24 protein-coding genes are annotated in these 14,725 nt (G+C 69.5%); 21 read left to right on the top strand and 3 right to left on the bottom strand.

Features of this window, described 5'->3' with window-relative positions; translation table 11 throughout:
* Positions 1–70 precede the first annotated feature (70 nt).
* Genes ACFZBT_RS04560 through ACFZBT_RS04580 form a run of 5 tightly spaced genes read left to right on the top strand, consistent with a single transcriptional unit; the run spans position 71 to position 2,784 of the window.
* Positions 71–1,063: a hypothetical protein gene (locus ACFZBT_RS04560; protein WP_391098187.1), complete on the top strand. Its 993-nt coding sequence runs from the start codon at positions 71–73 to the stop codon at positions 1,061–1,063.
* On the top strand, positions 1,060–1,266 hold the full coding sequence (locus ACFZBT_RS04565; RefSeq protein WP_391098190.1) for a hypothetical protein: 207 nt from the start codon (positions 1,060–1,062) through the stop codon (positions 1,264–1,266). Before ACFZBT_RS04560 ends, ACFZBT_RS04565 begins: the two co-directional genes overlap by 4 nt.
* Positions 1,263–1,505, top strand: a complete 243-nt coding sequence (locus tag ACFZBT_RS04570) for a LuxR C-terminal-related transcriptional regulator (RefSeq protein ID WP_391098193.1) — start codon at positions 1,263–1,265, stop codon at positions 1,503–1,505. Before ACFZBT_RS04565 ends, ACFZBT_RS04570 begins: the two co-directional genes overlap by 4 nt.
* Positions 1,502–2,122: a hypothetical protein gene (locus tag ACFZBT_RS04575; RefSeq protein ID WP_391098196.1), complete on the top strand. Its 621-nt coding sequence runs from the start codon at positions 1,502–1,504 to the stop codon at positions 2,120–2,122. Before ACFZBT_RS04570 ends, ACFZBT_RS04575 begins: the two co-directional genes overlap by 4 nt.
* A gap of 53 nt (positions 2,123–2,175) precedes the next feature.
* Entirely contained in the window at positions 2,176–2,784 is a 609-nt protein-coding gene (locus ACFZBT_RS04580) for a hypothetical protein (RefSeq protein ID WP_391098198.1), read from the top strand.
* Between the two features lie 147 nt (positions 2,785–2,931).
* Here ACFZBT_RS04580 and ACFZBT_RS04585 read toward each other — a convergent pair whose 3' ends face one another.
* The 3 genes from ACFZBT_RS04585 to ACFZBT_RS04595 all read right to left on the bottom strand — a co-directional run bounded on the left by ACFZBT_RS04585 (position 2,932) and on the right by ACFZBT_RS04595 (position 5,631).
* Entirely contained in the window at positions 2,932–3,165 is a 234-nt protein-coding gene (locus ACFZBT_RS04585) for a hypothetical protein (RefSeq protein ID WP_391098200.1), read from the bottom strand.
* A 461-nt stretch (positions 3,166–3,626) separates the two neighbouring features.
* Positions 3,627–5,165 carry an RNA-guided endonuclease TnpB family protein gene (locus tag ACFZBT_RS04590; protein WP_391098203.1) on the bottom strand — a complete coding sequence of 513 codons (1,539 nt, stop codon included), beginning with the start codon at positions 5,163–5,165 and terminating at the stop codon, positions 3,627–3,629.
* Positions 5,166–5,220: 55 nt separating this feature from the next.
* Complete coding sequence (locus ACFZBT_RS04595; RefSeq protein ID WP_391098206.1) at positions 5,221–5,631, bottom strand: DUF6907 domain-containing protein; 411 nt, start codon at positions 5,629–5,631, stop codon at positions 5,221–5,223.
* Positions 5,632–5,841: 210 nt separating this feature from the next.
* On the opposite strand from ACFZBT_RS04595, the gene ACFZBT_RS04600 reads away from it, so the two are divergent.
* From ACFZBT_RS04600 to ACFZBT_RS04675, 16 genes are all read left to right on the top strand, one after another.
* A complete protein-coding gene (locus ACFZBT_RS04600; RefSeq protein ID WP_391098209.1) occupies positions 5,842–6,261 on the top strand; it encodes a TIGR03668 family PPOX class F420-dependent oxidoreductase in 420 nt (139 codons plus the stop codon).
* 57 nt (positions 6,262–6,318) lie between these two features.
* Positions 6,319–7,095 (top strand): GntR family transcriptional regulator, encoded by a 777-nt coding sequence (locus ACFZBT_RS04605; RefSeq protein ID WP_391098211.1) that lies wholly within the window; start codon positions 6,319–6,321, stop codon positions 7,093–7,095.
* Between the two features lie 179 nt (positions 7,096–7,274).
* On the top strand, positions 7,275–7,526 hold the full coding sequence (locus ACFZBT_RS04610; protein WP_391098214.1) for a helix-turn-helix domain-containing protein: 252 nt from the start codon (positions 7,275–7,277) through the stop codon (positions 7,524–7,526).
* Complete coding sequence (locus ACFZBT_RS04615) at positions 7,526–7,786, top strand: hypothetical protein (protein ID WP_391098216.1); 261 nt, start codon at positions 7,526–7,528, stop codon at positions 7,784–7,786. The genes ACFZBT_RS04610 and ACFZBT_RS04615 overlap by 1 nt, the downstream gene beginning before the upstream one ends.
* Positions 7,783–8,019: a hypothetical protein gene (locus ACFZBT_RS04620; RefSeq protein ID WP_391098218.1), complete on the top strand. Its 237-nt coding sequence runs from the start codon at positions 7,783–7,785 to the stop codon at positions 8,017–8,019. Before ACFZBT_RS04615 ends, ACFZBT_RS04620 begins: the two co-directional genes overlap by 4 nt.
* Positions 8,016–8,201 (top strand): hypothetical protein, encoded by a 186-nt coding sequence (locus tag ACFZBT_RS04625; protein WP_391098221.1) that lies wholly within the window; start codon positions 8,016–8,018, stop codon positions 8,199–8,201. Before ACFZBT_RS04620 ends, ACFZBT_RS04625 begins: the two co-directional genes overlap by 4 nt.
* A complete protein-coding gene (locus ACFZBT_RS04630) occupies positions 8,198–8,365 on the top strand; it encodes a hypothetical protein (protein ID WP_391098223.1) in 168 nt (55 codons plus the stop codon). Before ACFZBT_RS04625 ends, ACFZBT_RS04630 begins: the two co-directional genes overlap by 4 nt.
* Positions 8,366–8,537: 172 nt before the next feature.
* Positions 8,538–8,858 (top strand): hypothetical protein, encoded by a 321-nt coding sequence (locus tag ACFZBT_RS04635; RefSeq protein ID WP_391098226.1) that lies wholly within the window; start codon positions 8,538–8,540, stop codon positions 8,856–8,858.
* Positions 8,859–8,902: 44 nt separating this feature from the next.
* On the top strand, positions 8,903–9,139 hold the full coding sequence (locus tag ACFZBT_RS04640; RefSeq protein WP_391098229.1) for a hypothetical protein: 237 nt from the start codon (positions 8,903–8,905) through the stop codon (positions 9,137–9,139).
* Positions 9,139–9,288, top strand: a complete 150-nt coding sequence (locus ACFZBT_RS04645) for a pRL2-8 (protein WP_391098231.1) — start codon at positions 9,139–9,141, stop codon at positions 9,286–9,288. The genes ACFZBT_RS04640 and ACFZBT_RS04645 overlap by 1 nt, the downstream gene beginning before the upstream one ends.
* 150 nt (positions 9,289–9,438) lie before the next feature.
* Entirely contained in the window at positions 9,439–9,636 is a 198-nt protein-coding gene (locus tag ACFZBT_RS04650; RefSeq protein WP_391098233.1) for a hypothetical protein, read from the top strand.
* 11 nt (positions 9,637–9,647) lie between these two features.
* Positions 9,648–9,839 (top strand): hypothetical protein, encoded by a 192-nt coding sequence (locus ACFZBT_RS04655; RefSeq protein ID WP_391098236.1) that lies wholly within the window; start codon positions 9,648–9,650, stop codon positions 9,837–9,839.
* Between the two features lie 113 nt (positions 9,840–9,952).
* A complete protein-coding gene (locus ACFZBT_RS04660) occupies positions 9,953–11,293 on the top strand; it encodes a hypothetical protein (RefSeq protein WP_391098239.1) in 1,341 nt (446 codons plus the stop codon).
* A 23-nt stretch (positions 11,294–11,316) separates the two neighbouring features.
* Positions 11,317–11,790: a hypothetical protein gene (locus tag ACFZBT_RS04665; protein ID WP_391098241.1), complete on the top strand. Its 474-nt coding sequence runs from the start codon at positions 11,317–11,319 to the stop codon at positions 11,788–11,790.
* Between the two features lie 61 nt (positions 11,791–11,851).
* Positions 11,852–14,107, top strand: a complete 2,256-nt coding sequence (locus ACFZBT_RS04670) for a hypothetical protein (RefSeq protein WP_391098243.1) — start codon at positions 11,852–11,854, stop codon at positions 14,105–14,107.
* Between the two features lie 223 nt (positions 14,108–14,330).
* The gene (locus ACFZBT_RS04675; RefSeq protein WP_391098245.1) at positions 14,331–14,717 is read left to right on the top strand and encodes a hypothetical protein; all 387 of its coding nucleotides are present in this window, start codon (positions 14,331–14,333) and stop codon (positions 14,715–14,717) included.
* Positions 14,718–14,725 lie beyond the last annotated feature (8 nt).

A 14,725-nucleotide genomic window follows, 5' to 3' on the forward strand; every position in this document is an offset into this window, starting at 1 on the left:
CGCCCCGGGCCTGGCACCCACCGTATCGCCGGCCGTCTCGCCCGCGGCCGGCCCCACCCCTGGAGGACCAGTGACCGACCAGACCGCCCGACTCCTGCGCGACGCTGAGAACTACCTGTCCGCCCTGCACGGCTCCGTCGCCCGCCACGACAACCTCGCCGCGAACCTCGGCTGCGCGGGCTGCGAACTCCGCGACCGGATCGCCGCAGAGCGGGCCGCCACTCCTGCCGTCCAGGCGCCCGCCACCGACCGGGCCGCGCTCCGCGAGATCGCCGCGCAGGCCATCCGGGACGCTGCGTGCAGCGGCGCAGACTGCCCCCTCGCCGAAGACGAGTGCGCAGAGCAGCGCATCCAGCCCGCCGCCTGGGAACGAGGCGTGCTCTCCGAGGTGTACGGCCGCCCCGAGCAGTTCGCCGACGCGGTGTTGGCCGTGCTGCCCGCGCCCACCGACCGGGCCGCCGTGCTCGACCGCATCCGTGAGGTCGTCCGCCGTCTCGCCGCGCACGCCGTCGGCTTTCAGGACGTCCTCGACGAATCGGACCGTGGCCCGTGGGGCAAGACGGTCGCCGCCGACATCGCCGAGCTGCGCCGCATGCTCGACGCGGACGCCCTGCTGTCGCCGTTCTACGAGCACCCGGACTGCGGCTTCCGCTGGCACGGCCGCGACGGCATGGACGTCCCCGTGCGCGACGGCCAGCCCGTGTGCCCGCGCTGCGAACTGGCCAAGGCTGAGAAGAAGCTGGCGGCGCTCCAGCGTCGCCGCGATGAGGTCGGCGCCGAGTGCAAGCGGCGCGGCAAGCGGGTGCTGGAGCAGTCCGAGCAGATCCTCGCGCTGGAACGGCAACTCGACGAGGTGCGCAAGCAGCTCGGCGCGGAGATCCTCCGGACGGGACAGGCGGAGGCCGAGCTGCGCCGCATGGCCGATGAGGCGCAGCCCGCTGCTGGAGCATCCTCCGCCCCCGCGGTTAAGCCGTGCCCGCCCGGCTGCATCGCCTGCGCCACTGACGAATCCCATGACCCGCAGCCCGCCGCCGGGGCTCAGCAGGACGGGGCCCGGTCGTGACCGACCCCCTGCACACCGCCCTCGCCGCCGCCCTCGCCCCGTACGGCATCACCGACCCGGCCGCCATCACCGCCGCCGCAGACGCCGCCGTGGCCGTCCTCGGCCGCGACCGGTGCACCTGCCGGGCCGCCATCCACAACGAGCACCACCACACCGCTGTCGACGGCTGCCCCTGGTGCGCCCGGCGAGGGAGGCGGCCGTGAGATCCCTGACCGCCCGGCAGCGGCAGGTGCTGCTCCTCGCCGCCAACGGCAACACGAACGTCGCGATCGGCAACTGGCTCGGCGTCAGCCCGCACTCGGTCGCCGAGATCCTCACCGCGGCCTACCGCCGGCTCGGCGCCTCCGACCGAGCCCAGGCTGTGGCGATCGCGTTGGCGGTGGGGGAGCTCGGCGTGCACCAGATCCACATCCCCAACGAGCCACGAGAGGCAGCCGCATGACGACCCGACCGAACGCGAACACCCCCGAGGCGCCCCAGGAAGCCACAGAACGCCGCCAGAGCGCCCCTGGGGAGCCGGGTGGGCAGCGAGAGACCCTGAGGGGTCAGAACGGGCCCCAGAAGGGCGCACAGAGCCTCGACGGCGAGCGGCAGCCCCGCAGCCCCATCGACCGGGCCCGCCAACAAGCCGCCGAACACGAGACACAGCTCCCTGCCGGCGACCTCCAGCAGCGCATCACCGCCGCCATCCGCGACACCCCCGCCCGCTACCCCGACGACATCGTCGCCGCCGTCTGGCAGGCCGTCGAAAAGCCCCTCGACGCCCTGCGCGCCGAACTCGACCAAGCCCGCACCGAACTCAACTGGCGGGCCGCCGCCGAATCCGCCGACGCAGCGGCCGGCTCCTACGCAGGCCGCGCCGAGCAGGCCGAGGCCGCCCTCGCCCGCGTCCGCGATCTCGCCGCCGAACTGTCCGTCGCCGGGCGCACCGAAACCGAACGCGCCATCGGCCGCCGGTTCCTCAACGCACTCCAGGGATCCGAGGACGACGGCGGGCCGACCGTTGCCGAGGCGGCTGGCAACGACCGCCGCTGGCCGCTCGAAAAGCACGGCGAATAGCCCACCGCACCCAGCCCCGCCGATAGCCCGCACCGCCGCACCAAGGAGCCGCGATGTACCCCGACGACGCACCCGAGCAGCCCTGCGCCATCTGCGACAAGCCGTCCCGCACCCGTGTCCACGCCGGCTGCCGGGAACGGATCGACGCCAACCTGCGTGAACTCCCGCAGCTGTACCGGCAGCTCGGCGACGCCCTCATGCCCGGTCGGTCCGGCGGCGACGGACGGTCCGCCACCCGCACCGCACCCCTCCCGTGCAGCCTCGACACACTCGACCTGGTCGCCCGCGGCGGCATCGAAGGCGTCGTCGGCGGCTGGGCGCGCGATCTGTGCGAACGGGAGAACTGGACCATTCCGCACTACGGGACCATCGTCGCCGTCGTCGACTGGGCCTGCGGCATCCTCGGCCTCAACCTCGCCATGATCTGCGACGAACACCCCGCGGTCCGGGAACTCGCCGACGAGCTCCGCTCCATCGTCGGCCAGGCCCGCCGCATCATCACCGGTGAGAAGCCGCCCATCCGCATCCCCGTCGCTTGCGGCTGCGGCAACACCCTCCGCGTCAGCCTCGACATGGACGGCATACGGTGCGGCCACTGCCAGACCCAGTACGACCACGCGTCGATGCTCAACCTCACCCCGGCACGCAGGGCGGCAGCGTGACCGACATCGCCATCCTGCTGTGCATCCTCGCCGCCCCAGTCGGCTACGTGATCGGCGTCGCCATCGCCGACTTCCTCTGGTGGCTCACCCACTGAACGCCAAAGGGCCCACTCCCCAGACCGGGGGAGTGGGCCCTTCTTTGCGTGCTCAGGCGGCTTCTTCGAGTGCCGCCTTTCGCGGGTTCTTGATCACGTACCGCACCCACGACTGGGTCAACCCCAGCCGCGACGCCAGCACCTCCACCGGAACACCCCGCCGATGCGCCGCCCGCAACACCTCATTCCGGCGCAGCTTCCAGCCCTTCACCGCGGTCTTGCTCGCCACCCCACGCTCCAGAACCGCGGCCAGCGTGAGGAGTAACCGGCCCAACGTGTCGTCCAACTTGCGTCGCACTCCAGCCCCCTGTCAGTGCACCGACAATCGACCACAACAACGGTCGACGGCGCACGAAGGCGGCACAAGGGCGCTAACGCGGCGCACACGCAGAACGCCCCCAGCCGAGGTGGCGGGGGCGTTCTGCAGCGTCTATCCGATTCAGTCAAACCACGTCACGACGTCCACGATCGCTCCTCGACGCTTGGACCGGACGGTGAGCCGGGCGGTAGCCATGAGGGGACCCGATCACTCCCCGTGTGCTCAGACAATGCATCTACTGGTTTGGACGGGTTCGGAACGATCACTCCCTGAGTGCTCGGGTTGGACCGGTGTACGGCTGGATGTCCACGCCGTAGCCCCGATCACTCCCCGCGCGCCTGAAGTCAGACCGCGATAGCCACCTGAACCACCGCCGCTTCGGCGATCACTCCCCGTGCGCTCGGGTCAAGCCCTCCCGGTCTGCACTGTTAGAACAGTGAGGTCTGGATCCCGGTCACTGTTGCACGGTTTGAGGTGGGGAGCGTCAGCGGATCACTCCGCTGAGGTGGCACTGGCCCAGGGCCGGTGTCTTCCCGCTTCGACGCCTTTCGCCTCCCGCCCCGAGGGGCGGGAGGTCTTACAAGGGCTCCACGGGCGTTTTTGTCGTCGGTCTCCCGTCTATCGCAGGCGACCGGTGAATCAGTCACCACTGCGTGCCGCGCGATGTTCCGGGCTGCATTGAGATCCCGGTCCATTGTTGACTCGCAGTTGGTGCAGTGAAACGTCCTGTCCGATAGCGTCAGGCTTGGGTTTTGCCATCCGCAGTTCGAGCAGGTCTTACTCGATGGGAACCAGCGGTCAACGACCGCCAGCTTTGACCCGTACCAGGCAGTTTTGTAGGCGAGCTGTCGGCGCAACTCACCGGGTGCAGCATCGAGGATCGCCCGGTTCAGGCCGGCCTTCTGCCGCACCCGGCGCCCCGGCGCTTCGATCGTGCCCTTCGCCGACCGGGTCATTCCTGCAACGTTCAGGTCCTCTACGGCAACGACCTCGAACCTCGTCGCAAGCCGCTTCGTCAACTGATGCAGCGCCCCGGCCCGGCGCTGCGTCACCTTATGATGCAGTCGGGCCACACGACGCCGCGCCTTCTCTCGACGTCCTGAACCCTTCTGCTTGCGGGAAAGGGCACGCTGAGCCTTGGACAGCCTGTGCTCCGCTGCCTTCACGTGCCGAGGGTTCGCGACGAACCGCGATGCTTCTTCATCCTCGGACAGAGGCTGCGACAAGGCGGCAAGGTACTTAACGCCTAGGTCGACTCCCACCGTCCCGCGTGCGGCCTGCCGTTTGGTCGGCTTCTCCCGCACATCCAAGACGGTCTTGCAGAGGACTGACGCATACCATCGATGGCCGGCCCGGGAGACAGTCACCGACTGGATCACTGCCCGCTTCCGCTCCACAGCCCGAGCCAACTCCCGGCCCGACCCGTGCAACCGCACCTCACCGATGGTCGGAAATCGAAGCCTCCGATAGCCGACCAGGCGAATACCCGGCCGCTTCACGTCATGGTGAAGGCGGAAGGAATCCCTTGCGCGGCCCTTCTTCTTGAACCGCGGATAGCCAACCCGGCGGCCCGCCCGTTTTCCGGACAGGGAGTCGAGCCAGTTCTGCCACGCCCGGTCTGCGTCAATAAACGCGGACTGAAAGCAGTAGGTGTTCACCTCGTGCCACCACGGACACAGGCCGTCGGTGTTAGTGCGCGAGTCGCCTTTCGCCTGATTCAGAGCCTTCTGAATCGACGGCTTGGAGGGGATCGGCGAGCGTACCTTCTTGCGCGCCTCAGTCTCCAGAACATCCTGATCAACTAGGGCGGCGACCTGCGTCCGCCACGCCTCATGCGCGGCTACCTTCGCCGCGATTGCATGATTGAAAGCCCACCGTGCCGCACCCGCATGCCGAGCCAGCGTCTCCAGTTGTGCCTTGGTCGGATCCAAGGCGAACCGGTATGCGCGCAGGATCTCGGTCTGCACAGCAACTCCCTTCTGGTGGCGGCACGGTGGACTCTACGGCGTGGCACTGACAACGCTAGGTAGCGATGGTGCGCGCGAGCGCACGCAGCTTCTCCAGGTTGGCGATGGCCTTGTCGCAGAACTCTTCAACGTGCGCCGGGTCCATGTAGCGGCCGTCTGCGGTGAAGCCGTCCTCGGCGAAGACGAAGGGGCGGCGCTTGTCCTCGTCGCTGCTGTAGGGGTCGAGGCCGAGGCGGAAGTAGACCAGCAGCTCGGCGCCGTCACGGTGGGGCATGTTCAGGTCGATGAAGTCGCCGGAGTGCCACACGTCCTCAACGGCGACCTGGCGGTCGGTGGCGTGGTCGATCGTGCACCAGTCGGGGCACGGGATCCATGCGTGCTGAGCGTTGTCCGGGCGTCCGATGAGTGCCGGGACCAGTCGGTGGCCGGCGGGGGCGACGGGAGGCGCGGGGGTTGCTACGCTCATGGGCAGAGCTCCAATCTCGACGGATTGAGTTGCTGGTCAGCGGTTGGCGCCGCTGATGTCTTCGACGGCCGGGGTGTTGACGCACCCCGGCCGTTGCCGTTCCCGAACCCGGAATGACTTGGCTAGCCAAGTTCGGCCCCCTGAAAGTAGCGCCACTGTCGCGGAGCGTGCAAGTAGTGCGACGAAACGGATGCTGGGTACCGTCGCGGCATGGGGTTCACAGATGCGGAACTACGGAGTCGATTCACCCAGGCCAAGGTGCTGCGGCTCGGCACCGCGGACGCCGAGGGGAAGCCGCACCTCGTGCCAGCCACGTTCGCTGTAGTCGGTGACGCTGTGGCGATTGCCGTCGATCACAAGCCGAAGCGGCACTCCAATCTCAAGAGGCTGCGCAACATCGAGGAGAACCCTGCCGTCACGCTCCTCGTGGATCACTTCGACGCGGACTGGGATCGCCTGTGGTGGGTCCGTGCGGACGGCGAGGCGTGTGTGATCGACAACGAACTTGCAGGCGAACTTGTAGACGCATTGGTAGACAAGTACGAGCAGTATCGCGAGCAGCGCCCAGCTGGCCCCGTGATCAAGATTCTCGTAAGCCGCTGGTCAGGCTGGTCGGCCGACCGAGGGTAGACGAAATCTCGTGACATCCGGCTACGCTCACTTGTGTAGCCATCCGACAGGAGAGTGATGTCACCGAACCCGGCCCGAGAGCACCCCTATGAGAGGGTCGCCAACGAACTGCGCGCGGAGATCCTCAGGGGAGACCTCGCGCCAGGCGCGAAGCTGCCATCCGAGAACGACCTGAAGGAACGCTTCAAGGTCAGCCGGGACACTGCCCGCAAGGGGATCGCCCAGCTGCGAATGGAAGGCCTGATCACCTCACACCAGGGCAAGGGGGCCTTCGTTCGCGAACGGCCGCGCGTGAGCCTCCGCCAGACCGGCAGCATCTACCGCGCCCGGCGGGCCACGGGGGAGGCCAACTACAACGCCGAGGCGAAAGCTCAGGGCCAGGTGCCCAAGCAGGTCATCCGCGAGGTCGTCGAGACGGGTGCGCCGGAGAAGGTCGCGGACCGGTTCGGCATTGAGGCCGGCGCTCCCGTGGTCGTCCGCCGCCTCCTGTTCCTCGTAGACGGCCAGCCGATGCAGCTATGTGACAGCTACTACGAACGTTCCCTCGCCGAGGGCACTCCGCTCGCAGAGCCAAAGCTCATCAAGGGCGGGGCCAACGGGTTCATTGAGAACCCCGATGGGCCGATCGGCCGTCGCATCGTCCAGTTCATCGAGGACCTCGACATCCGTATGCCGTACCCGCATGAGATCGAGCAGCTCGACATCCCGGCCGGCGTCCCTGTCGCCAAGGTCATGCGCACCGCTTACGACTCCGCAGGGAATGCCCTTGAGGTCCTCGACTCCATCGTGCCGTGCGATCGCCACACCTTCCGGTACGTGATCGATGTGCCGTAGCTCCTGCCCGTCGCCCTGACGCCCCCAGCCGCCCGGCGGCTGGGGGCTTTTTCATGTCAGCATCCACTTGTCGCGGCACTTGCATAGCCAAGCTGCACTCGCTACGGTTGCATCAGTCGAACTTGCATAGCCAAGTTCGGAGTCCTGGACCTGACCTGCCCTAATGCCCGGAGGCCTCTGTGCCCAAGCCCAACGACGAACTCGCTGGAGAGCTCGCCCAGTTGCAGGGCGCGCTCAAGCCGGCAGAGGTCGCCGAGTACCTCGACGTACACCCCGCGACCGTCTACCGCCTGATCGCCAACGGCCAGCTGCGCACCATCCGAGTCGGAAGCGGCACCAAGCGCCGTACCGGCCTCAAGGTCCCGCAGTCCGCCGTCGTCGAGTATCTGCGTGGTTCCAAGGTCGCCCCGACCGCCACGGAGGTGGCCTGATGACCAGCACCACCGATTCCCCGACCCCGACGAGCACCCACCTGTCGTCCCTCGCTGCGGCGATGCATGCGGCGACGGACCGTGAGTCCTTGGCCCGCGTGTTCGCCGAGTTGGCGGACGAGGCGATCGCCCTGTGCGATGAAGCGCCGACTCGTGAGGCGTGGCGGTTCTGGCTGGACCTGCACGAGTCCTGCTACTCCGATGCGCAGCGTCTGCAGCAGCCGGCGCAGCAGCCGAAGAAGCGGCGGTGGTTCCGGTGACGAGCGTTCCCGAGCACCCGGCCGCCCCGCTGCCGCCGGTCGCCGTCGAGGCTCTGCGCTCCCTGGAGCTGCGTGTGGCCGCCACCCGCTACCGGGACGCCGCCGAGCACTGCCAGGCCGCTGCTGCCGCCTCGGACTTCGACGGCTGTCTGGCGGCTCAGGACACGATGCGGATGTGCCGGTGCCAGCTGGAGGCCGCCGGCCGCCTGGACCTCATCGAGGTGTCGGCGTGACCAGCATCGAGTTGGACGAGGCGGACCGCGGCAGTGTTGCCCGGGTGCGTGAGCGGATGTCCCGGGACCAGCAGGTCGACACCGGTACCGCGTCCCGCACCGAGCTGCTGCGCATGCTCGGCGACGCCTGGGGTGCGGTCGACATCCTGCTCCGTGTCATCGACGGCGGTGAGTCCCGGTGAGCGCCCGCGAGATCCTCGCCGACTTCCCGGCATCGCACCCACGTGGTTCGTGGCCGGCGGAGCAGAAGGCCGCCGAGCTGACCGCCTCCGGTACCCCGGCGACCGTCCGCATGGACCTGCAGTCCGACCGGTTCATCGTCGTCCCGGCTGGTGAGCAGCGGTGACTGACGCCGAGCGCGAGGCTTTGCGGCGCAAGGTCGCCGAGGCGAACCGCCAGAGCAAGTCCCGGCCCAAGTAGGGCCCCTGATCCGCCGCGGGTGGCGGTGTCCGCCCCCGTCCCGCCGCCCGCGGCTTCCACCCAGACCATCCCGGCATGACCAACCGAGGAGATCAGCCATGCACTCGTCCACCCAGACCACCGAGTCCGCCGCCTGGCCCGAGGGCGTCATCGCCCGCTACCTCACCGTCGCAGGGTCGTCCCTGGCCCGCGAGGACCTCGCCGTCGACGTCGAGACCCAGACCACCCTCGACTACGGCGACCCGTACTCCACCCGTAGCACCTGCCGCGTCTGCGCTGACGGGCACGAATGGGACTACGGCCTGTACCGCAACTACCGCGACCAGTCCGCTCGGGCGCGCGCCTCCCAGGACGAGGCCCGGGCCTGGGCCCAGGCCCACGCCGAGAGCTGCCGCGCCCTGCCCCGCCCCACCGCCTGACCCCACCCCTTCCCGCCCCACCTGACCAGTGAGGATCCACCGCCATGTCTCCGTTCCTGTTCTCCGCCGACCTCGCCTCCACCGACCTGGGCCAGCACGTCCGGGCAACCACGACGGTCGCCGACGCGATGGCCGAGCTGTTCGGCGACGACTTCTCCCGCGCCCTGTGGCGGGAGACCGCCTACGCGGTGCCGCTGGCCGAGCGGTCGACGTGCCCGATTCACCTGGACTGGGTGACCGGCTGCGCCGAGCTGCACCTCGACTACCCGGCCGCCGCCTGATGGCCGACCGCTGCGCCCAGTGCGAGGAGCACGCCCGGCTGCACTCCGGCAACTGGCTCGGCATCGGCCGGGACAACGAGCCGTGCCCGCCGTGCGAGGACCACGCGATGAACGGCTGTCCGGACCGCCGCAAGATCCGCTGGTGGTGACTGCCGGCCACCACCGCACCCCTGATCCGCCGGGCGGGGTCCATCCCCCTGCCCCGCCCGGCACCCAGCCCCGGCCCCAGCGCGATGCCGCCGGATCGAATCCGGCCCGGGGCGCGCACCACCCACATCAACCGACCTGAAGGGATCTTCATGCGCAGCACGAGCAACAAGCCCGGCTGGACGGACAAGCAGCTCGCCCAGCGGGCCACAGCGATCGGCGTGGTCGCGGTGGGCGAGCCCATCCCGGAGAGCACCGCCGACCGCCTCCTGCACAAGGAGTTCACCCCGGACGAGATGCGTCGGGCCCTGGCCTACATCGAGTCCGGCCAGTCGGTCCACGGCCGCTGAGGAGGCATCGGATGTCTGACCCGCTGAGGGACTACAACGCCCGCCTGGGCGCCGCGCTCGCCCCCGCCTTGCAGGGTGCGGCTGACCGGGCGATGGCCCGAAGGATCCTGTCCGCCGCGAAGACCGGCGGCAAGGAGGCCGCGAAGAGGGTCGCCCAGGAGATGACGCCGGAGCAGGCCGAGCGCGTCCTCCGTCACCTGTAGCCGGTCGGCTGCCCGCCGGGCCCGTCTCGCACGGGCCCGGTCGAGGGGAACCGCTCAGCGTTCCGCCCGCCCACACCGCCCGTTCACCCCCACTGAGTCCTGGAAGGACAGCCATGAGCAGCGAATACCGTTCCTGGAGGGAGCGTGACGCAGACGCCGCACTGACCAAGGCCCAGGCCGACAAGACCCGGGCCGAGACCGAGGCCGTCAAGCAGGCTGCCGTCGCCGGCGAGGCGAAGACCCATACGGTCCTGCTCGCCGAGAAGGTGCAGCAGGCCAAGCTGAACAAGCAGCTCGCGGATGTCGCCGAAAAGGCCAAGGACGACAAGAAGGCCCGCGAGGCGAAGCGGCGTGAGCAGCGCGACGAGGACGGCGCCACCTTCAAGGTCCTCGTCAACGTGGTCATGGCGCTCGGCCTGCTCGCCGCCCTGCCCGCCCAGATTTCCTACTTCCTCGGGCTGCACCGCAAGGACGACAAGGATCCGGGCCTGGCGTGGACGCTCGCGCCGATCCCGTTCTTCCTGGAGCTCCTCGCCTGGGTCGGCGTCATGGGCACCAGGTGGGCGCACCGCAAGGGTCTGCCCCGGTGGCCGTTCTGGATCCTGACCGCGACGCTCGCCTCGCTGGCCGGCTGGATCAACTATGCGCACGGTGTCACCGAGTACGGCCCGGTCGCCGGCTACGCCCTCGCGGCCACGTCGATGATCGGCCCTCTGCTGGCGGAGGTCCGCCAGTTGCTGGAGTCGAAGGCGGCCGAGGACGGGCGCGATCTGAAGCAGCGCGCCAAGGACCGGCGTTCGGCCCGGGAGAAGGCGAAGGCCGACCGCGAGCGCGAGCAGGTCGAGCGCGCCGAGGACGGGCGCCGCAAGAAGCTGTTCCCTGCCGAATTCGAAGAGTACGAGCGGATCATGGCCGCGTACCCGACCGGCGGCATCAGCAGGGCCGCGGCATGGGAGCGGGCGTGGGACACGATGCACGCTCTGCCGCTCGCGGTGACGGCCGGAAGCATGGCCGCCCGCGAGGTGGCCCGGGAGGCCGTTGAGAGCCTCCTCGCGAATGCCGGGCGGAGCCCTGAGAGTGTCGCCGTCGACCTGTTCCTCGCGCACACCTTCAACCCGAACCGCGGCGATGACGGACCGTCCGGGGCGCCCGCAGAAGGGGGCACTGGAGGGCCTGCGGGGGGAGGGTCACGGGCCCGCCGCACGGAGGCCCCGGAGGCGCCTACAGCCCTTGGGCGTAAAGGGAAGCAGGGGTCTGGGCGCACCTCCAGTAAGACCCCCGAGAAGCCCCTCGATCCGGCTCACATCGAGAAGGTCCGCAAGCTCGCCGACGCCCTCGGAGACGTCGACCGGCTCTCCGCCCGAAAGGTCCGCGAAGTGATCGGCGGCGGCAGCAACGAGTACGCCGTCCGGCTCCGCAACCACGTGAAGAACAACTCCGAGTCCACCAACTGAACTGCACCCGTCAGGAGTCCACCATGAACGTCACCCTTCGCCGCATCGCCGTCTCCACCACCGCGACCGTCGCCCTCCTCGGAGGCGCTGCTGCCACCGCGTCCGCCGCCGCCCCGGAGCACGAGGCGACCGTCATCGCCATGGCCAAGGCGGAGACCCCGCCGGGCGGCACCGACGGCATCACCAACGGCCTCACCCCCGACAACTCCGGCATGGGCGCCCAGCTCCAGAACCCCGTCACCGGGCAGGTGCCCGCCGGAACCCAGCAGATCCAGACCAAGGCGGGCGGTGGAGCCATCGGCGCCGGAGTCGTCGCGATCCTCGTCCTCGGGATCGTCGTGTTCGTCCGCGTGAAGCACCGTGACATCAAGCCCGGTGACGCCGTCCTGGTCGGCCTGTTCGGCATCGCCCTGTCCGGCACCGTCATCGGCGCCATGGGCGACCAGATCACCAACTCCGCCATCAGCTCCCTCGGCAACGTCCTCGGCGGCCTGTAAGCCACACACCCGCGGGGCCCGCACCCGGGCCCCGCCCCCACCTCAGGAAGGAAGCAGGCCAGTGGCCACCGAGATCGAGCCCCAGCACACCGAGCAGCAGCCCATCGAGGAGGCCGCCGAGCCGACCCGCGGCCAGCGCATCAAGGCCGCCTTCGCCGAGCAGCGTGGCCACGCCGGCGCGCGTACTCGCGACTGGCTCGCCGGCGGCGACCTCGACCCGGTCACCGTCATCCAGATGGCGACCGAGAAGAAGCAGCGTAAGCACGACGACGCAATCGCCCAGCAAGAACGCCTCGTCGGTGAACTCGTAGGCAAGCTGCACGTGGCCAAGGCCCACGTCGACGCAGAGGACAACCCTCGGCGACACCCGGAGATCGCCTCCCTCGGCGGTCGAGCAGCTCAGGCAGGGGCGAAGCTCGAAAGCCTGCGTGCCACGCCTGTACTGCCGCCCACCGACCGGGAGATCGCCGCCGTCCGCACCGGCAAGAAGGCCGGACGCGCCGCGATCCTCGCAGGCGGCGGGCTAGGCGGGCTGTCCGTTCTCGGCACGGCGATCGAGCAGACCGCCACCGGCCAGCCCATGCTCCTCGCCGTGGTCGCCACCGGCGCGTGCTACGGCTGGTACCTGGTCACCCGCCCCTTCGTCGCCCGCTCCAACGGGCAGGCCGGTGAGGTCCCTTTCGTGCCGACCCCGGCCCTGCCTGCCACGTTCCTGGCGGAGCCGATGCAGGCCGGGGGAGCGACACCGGTCGTCGGTGGGAACGTCGTCATGTCCGTCGAGCAGCTCGACGAAAGCGCCAAGCCGTACCCGCTGCGGAACGCGTCCACGCCTGACCAGCTCGCCCAGTGTGTACTGCTCGCGGCCCGCGCCGAGAACGTGCCGATCGTCGAAGTGTCGGATGTGCAGCGGCAGCCGTGGGGCTGGCAGTGCACCGTCCGCGTCAGCGACGGCACCCCCGAGGCGATCATCGAGAAGAGCGGCGACCTCGAAACCAAGTTCGACCTGCCCACCAACGGCGTCCGGCCGCAGCCCATCCGGGCCCGTCGAGCCTGCGCCATCCTCCGCCTCGTCGACGGTGACCCGTTCGCCACCGCCCCCGGCATGCCGTACCGGGCCCCCAAGTCCCTGTCGATCACCGACCGGTTCCGGGTCGGCACTTCCGTGGGCGGCGACCCGCTCGAAGTGTCCCTCGCCGGCGTGATGGGCTTGTGGGTCGCGGCGTCTGGCGGCGGCAAGACCGGCATCTTGCAGGCGCTCGCCGAGGGCACCACCGCCTGCCGGGACAACATCACCATCGACCTCGACCCCTTCGGTGACGGCCTCGAAGACCTCGGGGACGCCGTGAGGATCACCGCCCGCACCAACGAGCAGATCGAAGCCGTCCTGCTGTTCTTCCTGGTCATGGCGAAAGCGCGGGCTCGGCTGCGGGCGAAGCTCGGCATGGGCAAGAAGTGGAAGGCCAGCCCCGAGCATCCCGCCGTCACGATCTTCTTCGACGAGTTCCCGAAGGCCACGGAGCTGGCGAAGAAGCTGGCGTTCGACCTGCTGCTCGTCGGACGGAAGGAGCTCATCGAGGTCGAGATCGCCTCCCAGGGCGGGCAGAAGGGCTACCTCGGCGAGAACTTCGCGCAGATGGTCGCCCTCAAGGCGGTCGGGCCGTGCAAGGTCGGCGACACCCGGGCCGTGTTCGGCGACGGGGCCGTCAAGGAGGGCTACCTGCCGCACAAGCTGTCCCCCGCCACCGACACCGACCCCAAGGACGCAGGCCACATCTTCATCCAGGGCGTGCCCGGCATGGCCGACGAGCCGATCGAGTACGCCATCCACGAGACACCCTCGGCAGTGCTGCGCCAGCTCGCCGAGGAGCGTCTGGCGGCAGGGCTGCTCGAGCCGGACCAGACCAGCCTCGACGCGATGAAGGGCGTGGACCTGCCCGAGTATGTCGAGCCGGTCTGGGACAACGAGGGCAACCTCAAGAAGCCAGCCCCCGTCGATCTGCTGTCGTGGGACCAGCTGCTGAAGCTGTGCGGCGCCGAGCCGGCCGCCGGAGCGGAGCTGACGGACGGGCCCGAGCGTGCCGCCATCGAGGACTCGGTCGCCGTCATGGAGAAGCACGGCGTCGACCGGATGAAGACCGAGGCGCTCCTCCTGGCGCTGCGCGACTACGACCCGGATGCCTACGGCGAGATGGACGTCGAGGCGTTCAAGGCCCTGATGGCCAAGGCGGGCGCCGGAGGGCCGATCACGCTGGGCCAGATCGGCGAGGAGAAGAATCCGCGCGGCTTCAAGCGTGATCGTCTCCGTCACCTGCTGTGACCGATACGCGAAGTATGTACCCCTGATCAGGTCCTGCTCAGCCCTGCTCAGGCCATAAACCCGCAGGTCACAGCTGCTCAGCCTGCTGCTCAGGGCCTGCTCAACGTCTGCTCTGAGCAGCGCCTGAGCAGGCCACTGAGCAGCCCTGACCTGCACCTTTCCCCGCTGAGCAGCACTGAGCAGGCAGAACAAACCACCACAAACCAGAAACGGAGCCTGACCCATGCCCAAGGAGTGGCAGCCCCACCAGGAACGCAAGTTCGTCCGCGAACTCAAGATCGGCCAGAGCTACTACGTGATCCGCGACCTCGAAACCCGCGGCGCCCGCTTCGAGGACGCCCAGCGCTACGAGGAGCACGTCTTCACCGAGCGGTCCCGCCTCACCGGCACACCGCGGACCGACGGCGGCATGACCGCCACCGAACTCTGCCGCAACTGGGGCCCGGTGTACGACACGCCGCCGCGCAACATGCGGCGCAGCGGCGAGCCCGGCCCGCAGGTCGGCTCCCCCCTTGGCCTCGACTACCGAGCCCACCTCGACGAGGCCGAACTCCGCGGCCTCGACAAGCGACTCCGCGACGCCAGCGACCCCCGCACCCGCCGCATCTAGCTGAGCCG

Source organism: Streptomyces sp. NPDC008137, from assembly GCF_042957035.1.
In the GTDB taxonomy this organism is placed as follows: domain Bacteria; phylum Actinomycetota; class Actinomycetes; order Streptomycetales; family Streptomycetaceae; genus Streptomyces.

What these genes read in the sequence shown, in the direction of transcription:
- ACFZBT_RS04595 (WP_391098206.1), bottom strand. Translation starts at nt 5,631, where the DNA reads ATGAGCGTAGCAACCCCCGCGCCTCCCGTCGCCCCCGCCGGCCACCGA.
- ACFZBT_RS04675 (WP_391098245.1), top strand. Translation starts at nt 14,331, where the DNA reads ATGCCCAAGGAGTGGCAGCCCCACCAGGAACGCAAGTTCGTCCGCGAA.
- ACFZBT_RS04660 (WP_391098239.1), top strand. Translation starts at nt 9,953, where the DNA reads ATGAGCAGCGAATACCGTTCCTGGAGGGAGCGTGACGCAGACGCCGCA.
- ACFZBT_RS04580 (WP_391098198.1), top strand. Translation starts at nt 2,176, where the DNA reads ATGTACCCCGACGACGCACCCGAGCAGCCCTGCGCCATCTGCGACAAG.
- ACFZBT_RS04640 (WP_391098229.1), top strand. Translation starts at nt 8,903, where the DNA reads ATGTCTCCGTTCCTGTTCTCCGCCGACCTCGCCTCCACCGACCTGGGC.
- ACFZBT_RS04655 (WP_391098236.1), top strand. Translation starts at nt 9,648, where the DNA reads ATGTCTGACCCGCTGAGGGACTACAACGCCCGCCTGGGCGCCGCGCTC.
- ACFZBT_RS04575 (WP_391098196.1), top strand. Translation starts at nt 1,502, where the DNA reads ATGACGACCCGACCGAACGCGAACACCCCCGAGGCGCCCCAGGAAGCC.
- ACFZBT_RS04650 (WP_391098233.1), top strand. Translation starts at nt 9,439, where the DNA reads ATGCGCAGCACGAGCAACAAGCCCGGCTGGACGGACAAGCAGCTCGCC.
- ACFZBT_RS04645 (WP_391098231.1), top strand. Translation starts at nt 9,139, where the DNA reads ATGGCCGACCGCTGCGCCCAGTGCGAGGAGCACGCCCGGCTGCACTCC.
- ACFZBT_RS04605 (WP_391098211.1), top strand. Translation starts at nt 6,319, where the DNA reads ATGTCACCGAACCCGGCCCGAGAGCACCCCTATGAGAGGGTCGCCAAC.
- ACFZBT_RS04665 (WP_391098241.1), top strand. Translation starts at nt 11,317, where the DNA reads ATGAACGTCACCCTTCGCCGCATCGCCGTCTCCACCACCGCGACCGTC.
- ACFZBT_RS04615 (WP_391098216.1), top strand. Translation starts at nt 7,526, where the DNA reads ATGACCAGCACCACCGATTCCCCGACCCCGACGAGCACCCACCTGTCG.
- ACFZBT_RS04600 (WP_391098209.1), top strand. Translation starts at nt 5,842, where the DNA reads ATGGGGTTCACAGATGCGGAACTACGGAGTCGATTCACCCAGGCCAAG.
- ACFZBT_RS04635 (WP_391098226.1), top strand. Translation starts at nt 8,538, where the DNA reads ATGCACTCGTCCACCCAGACCACCGAGTCCGCCGCCTGGCCCGAGGGC.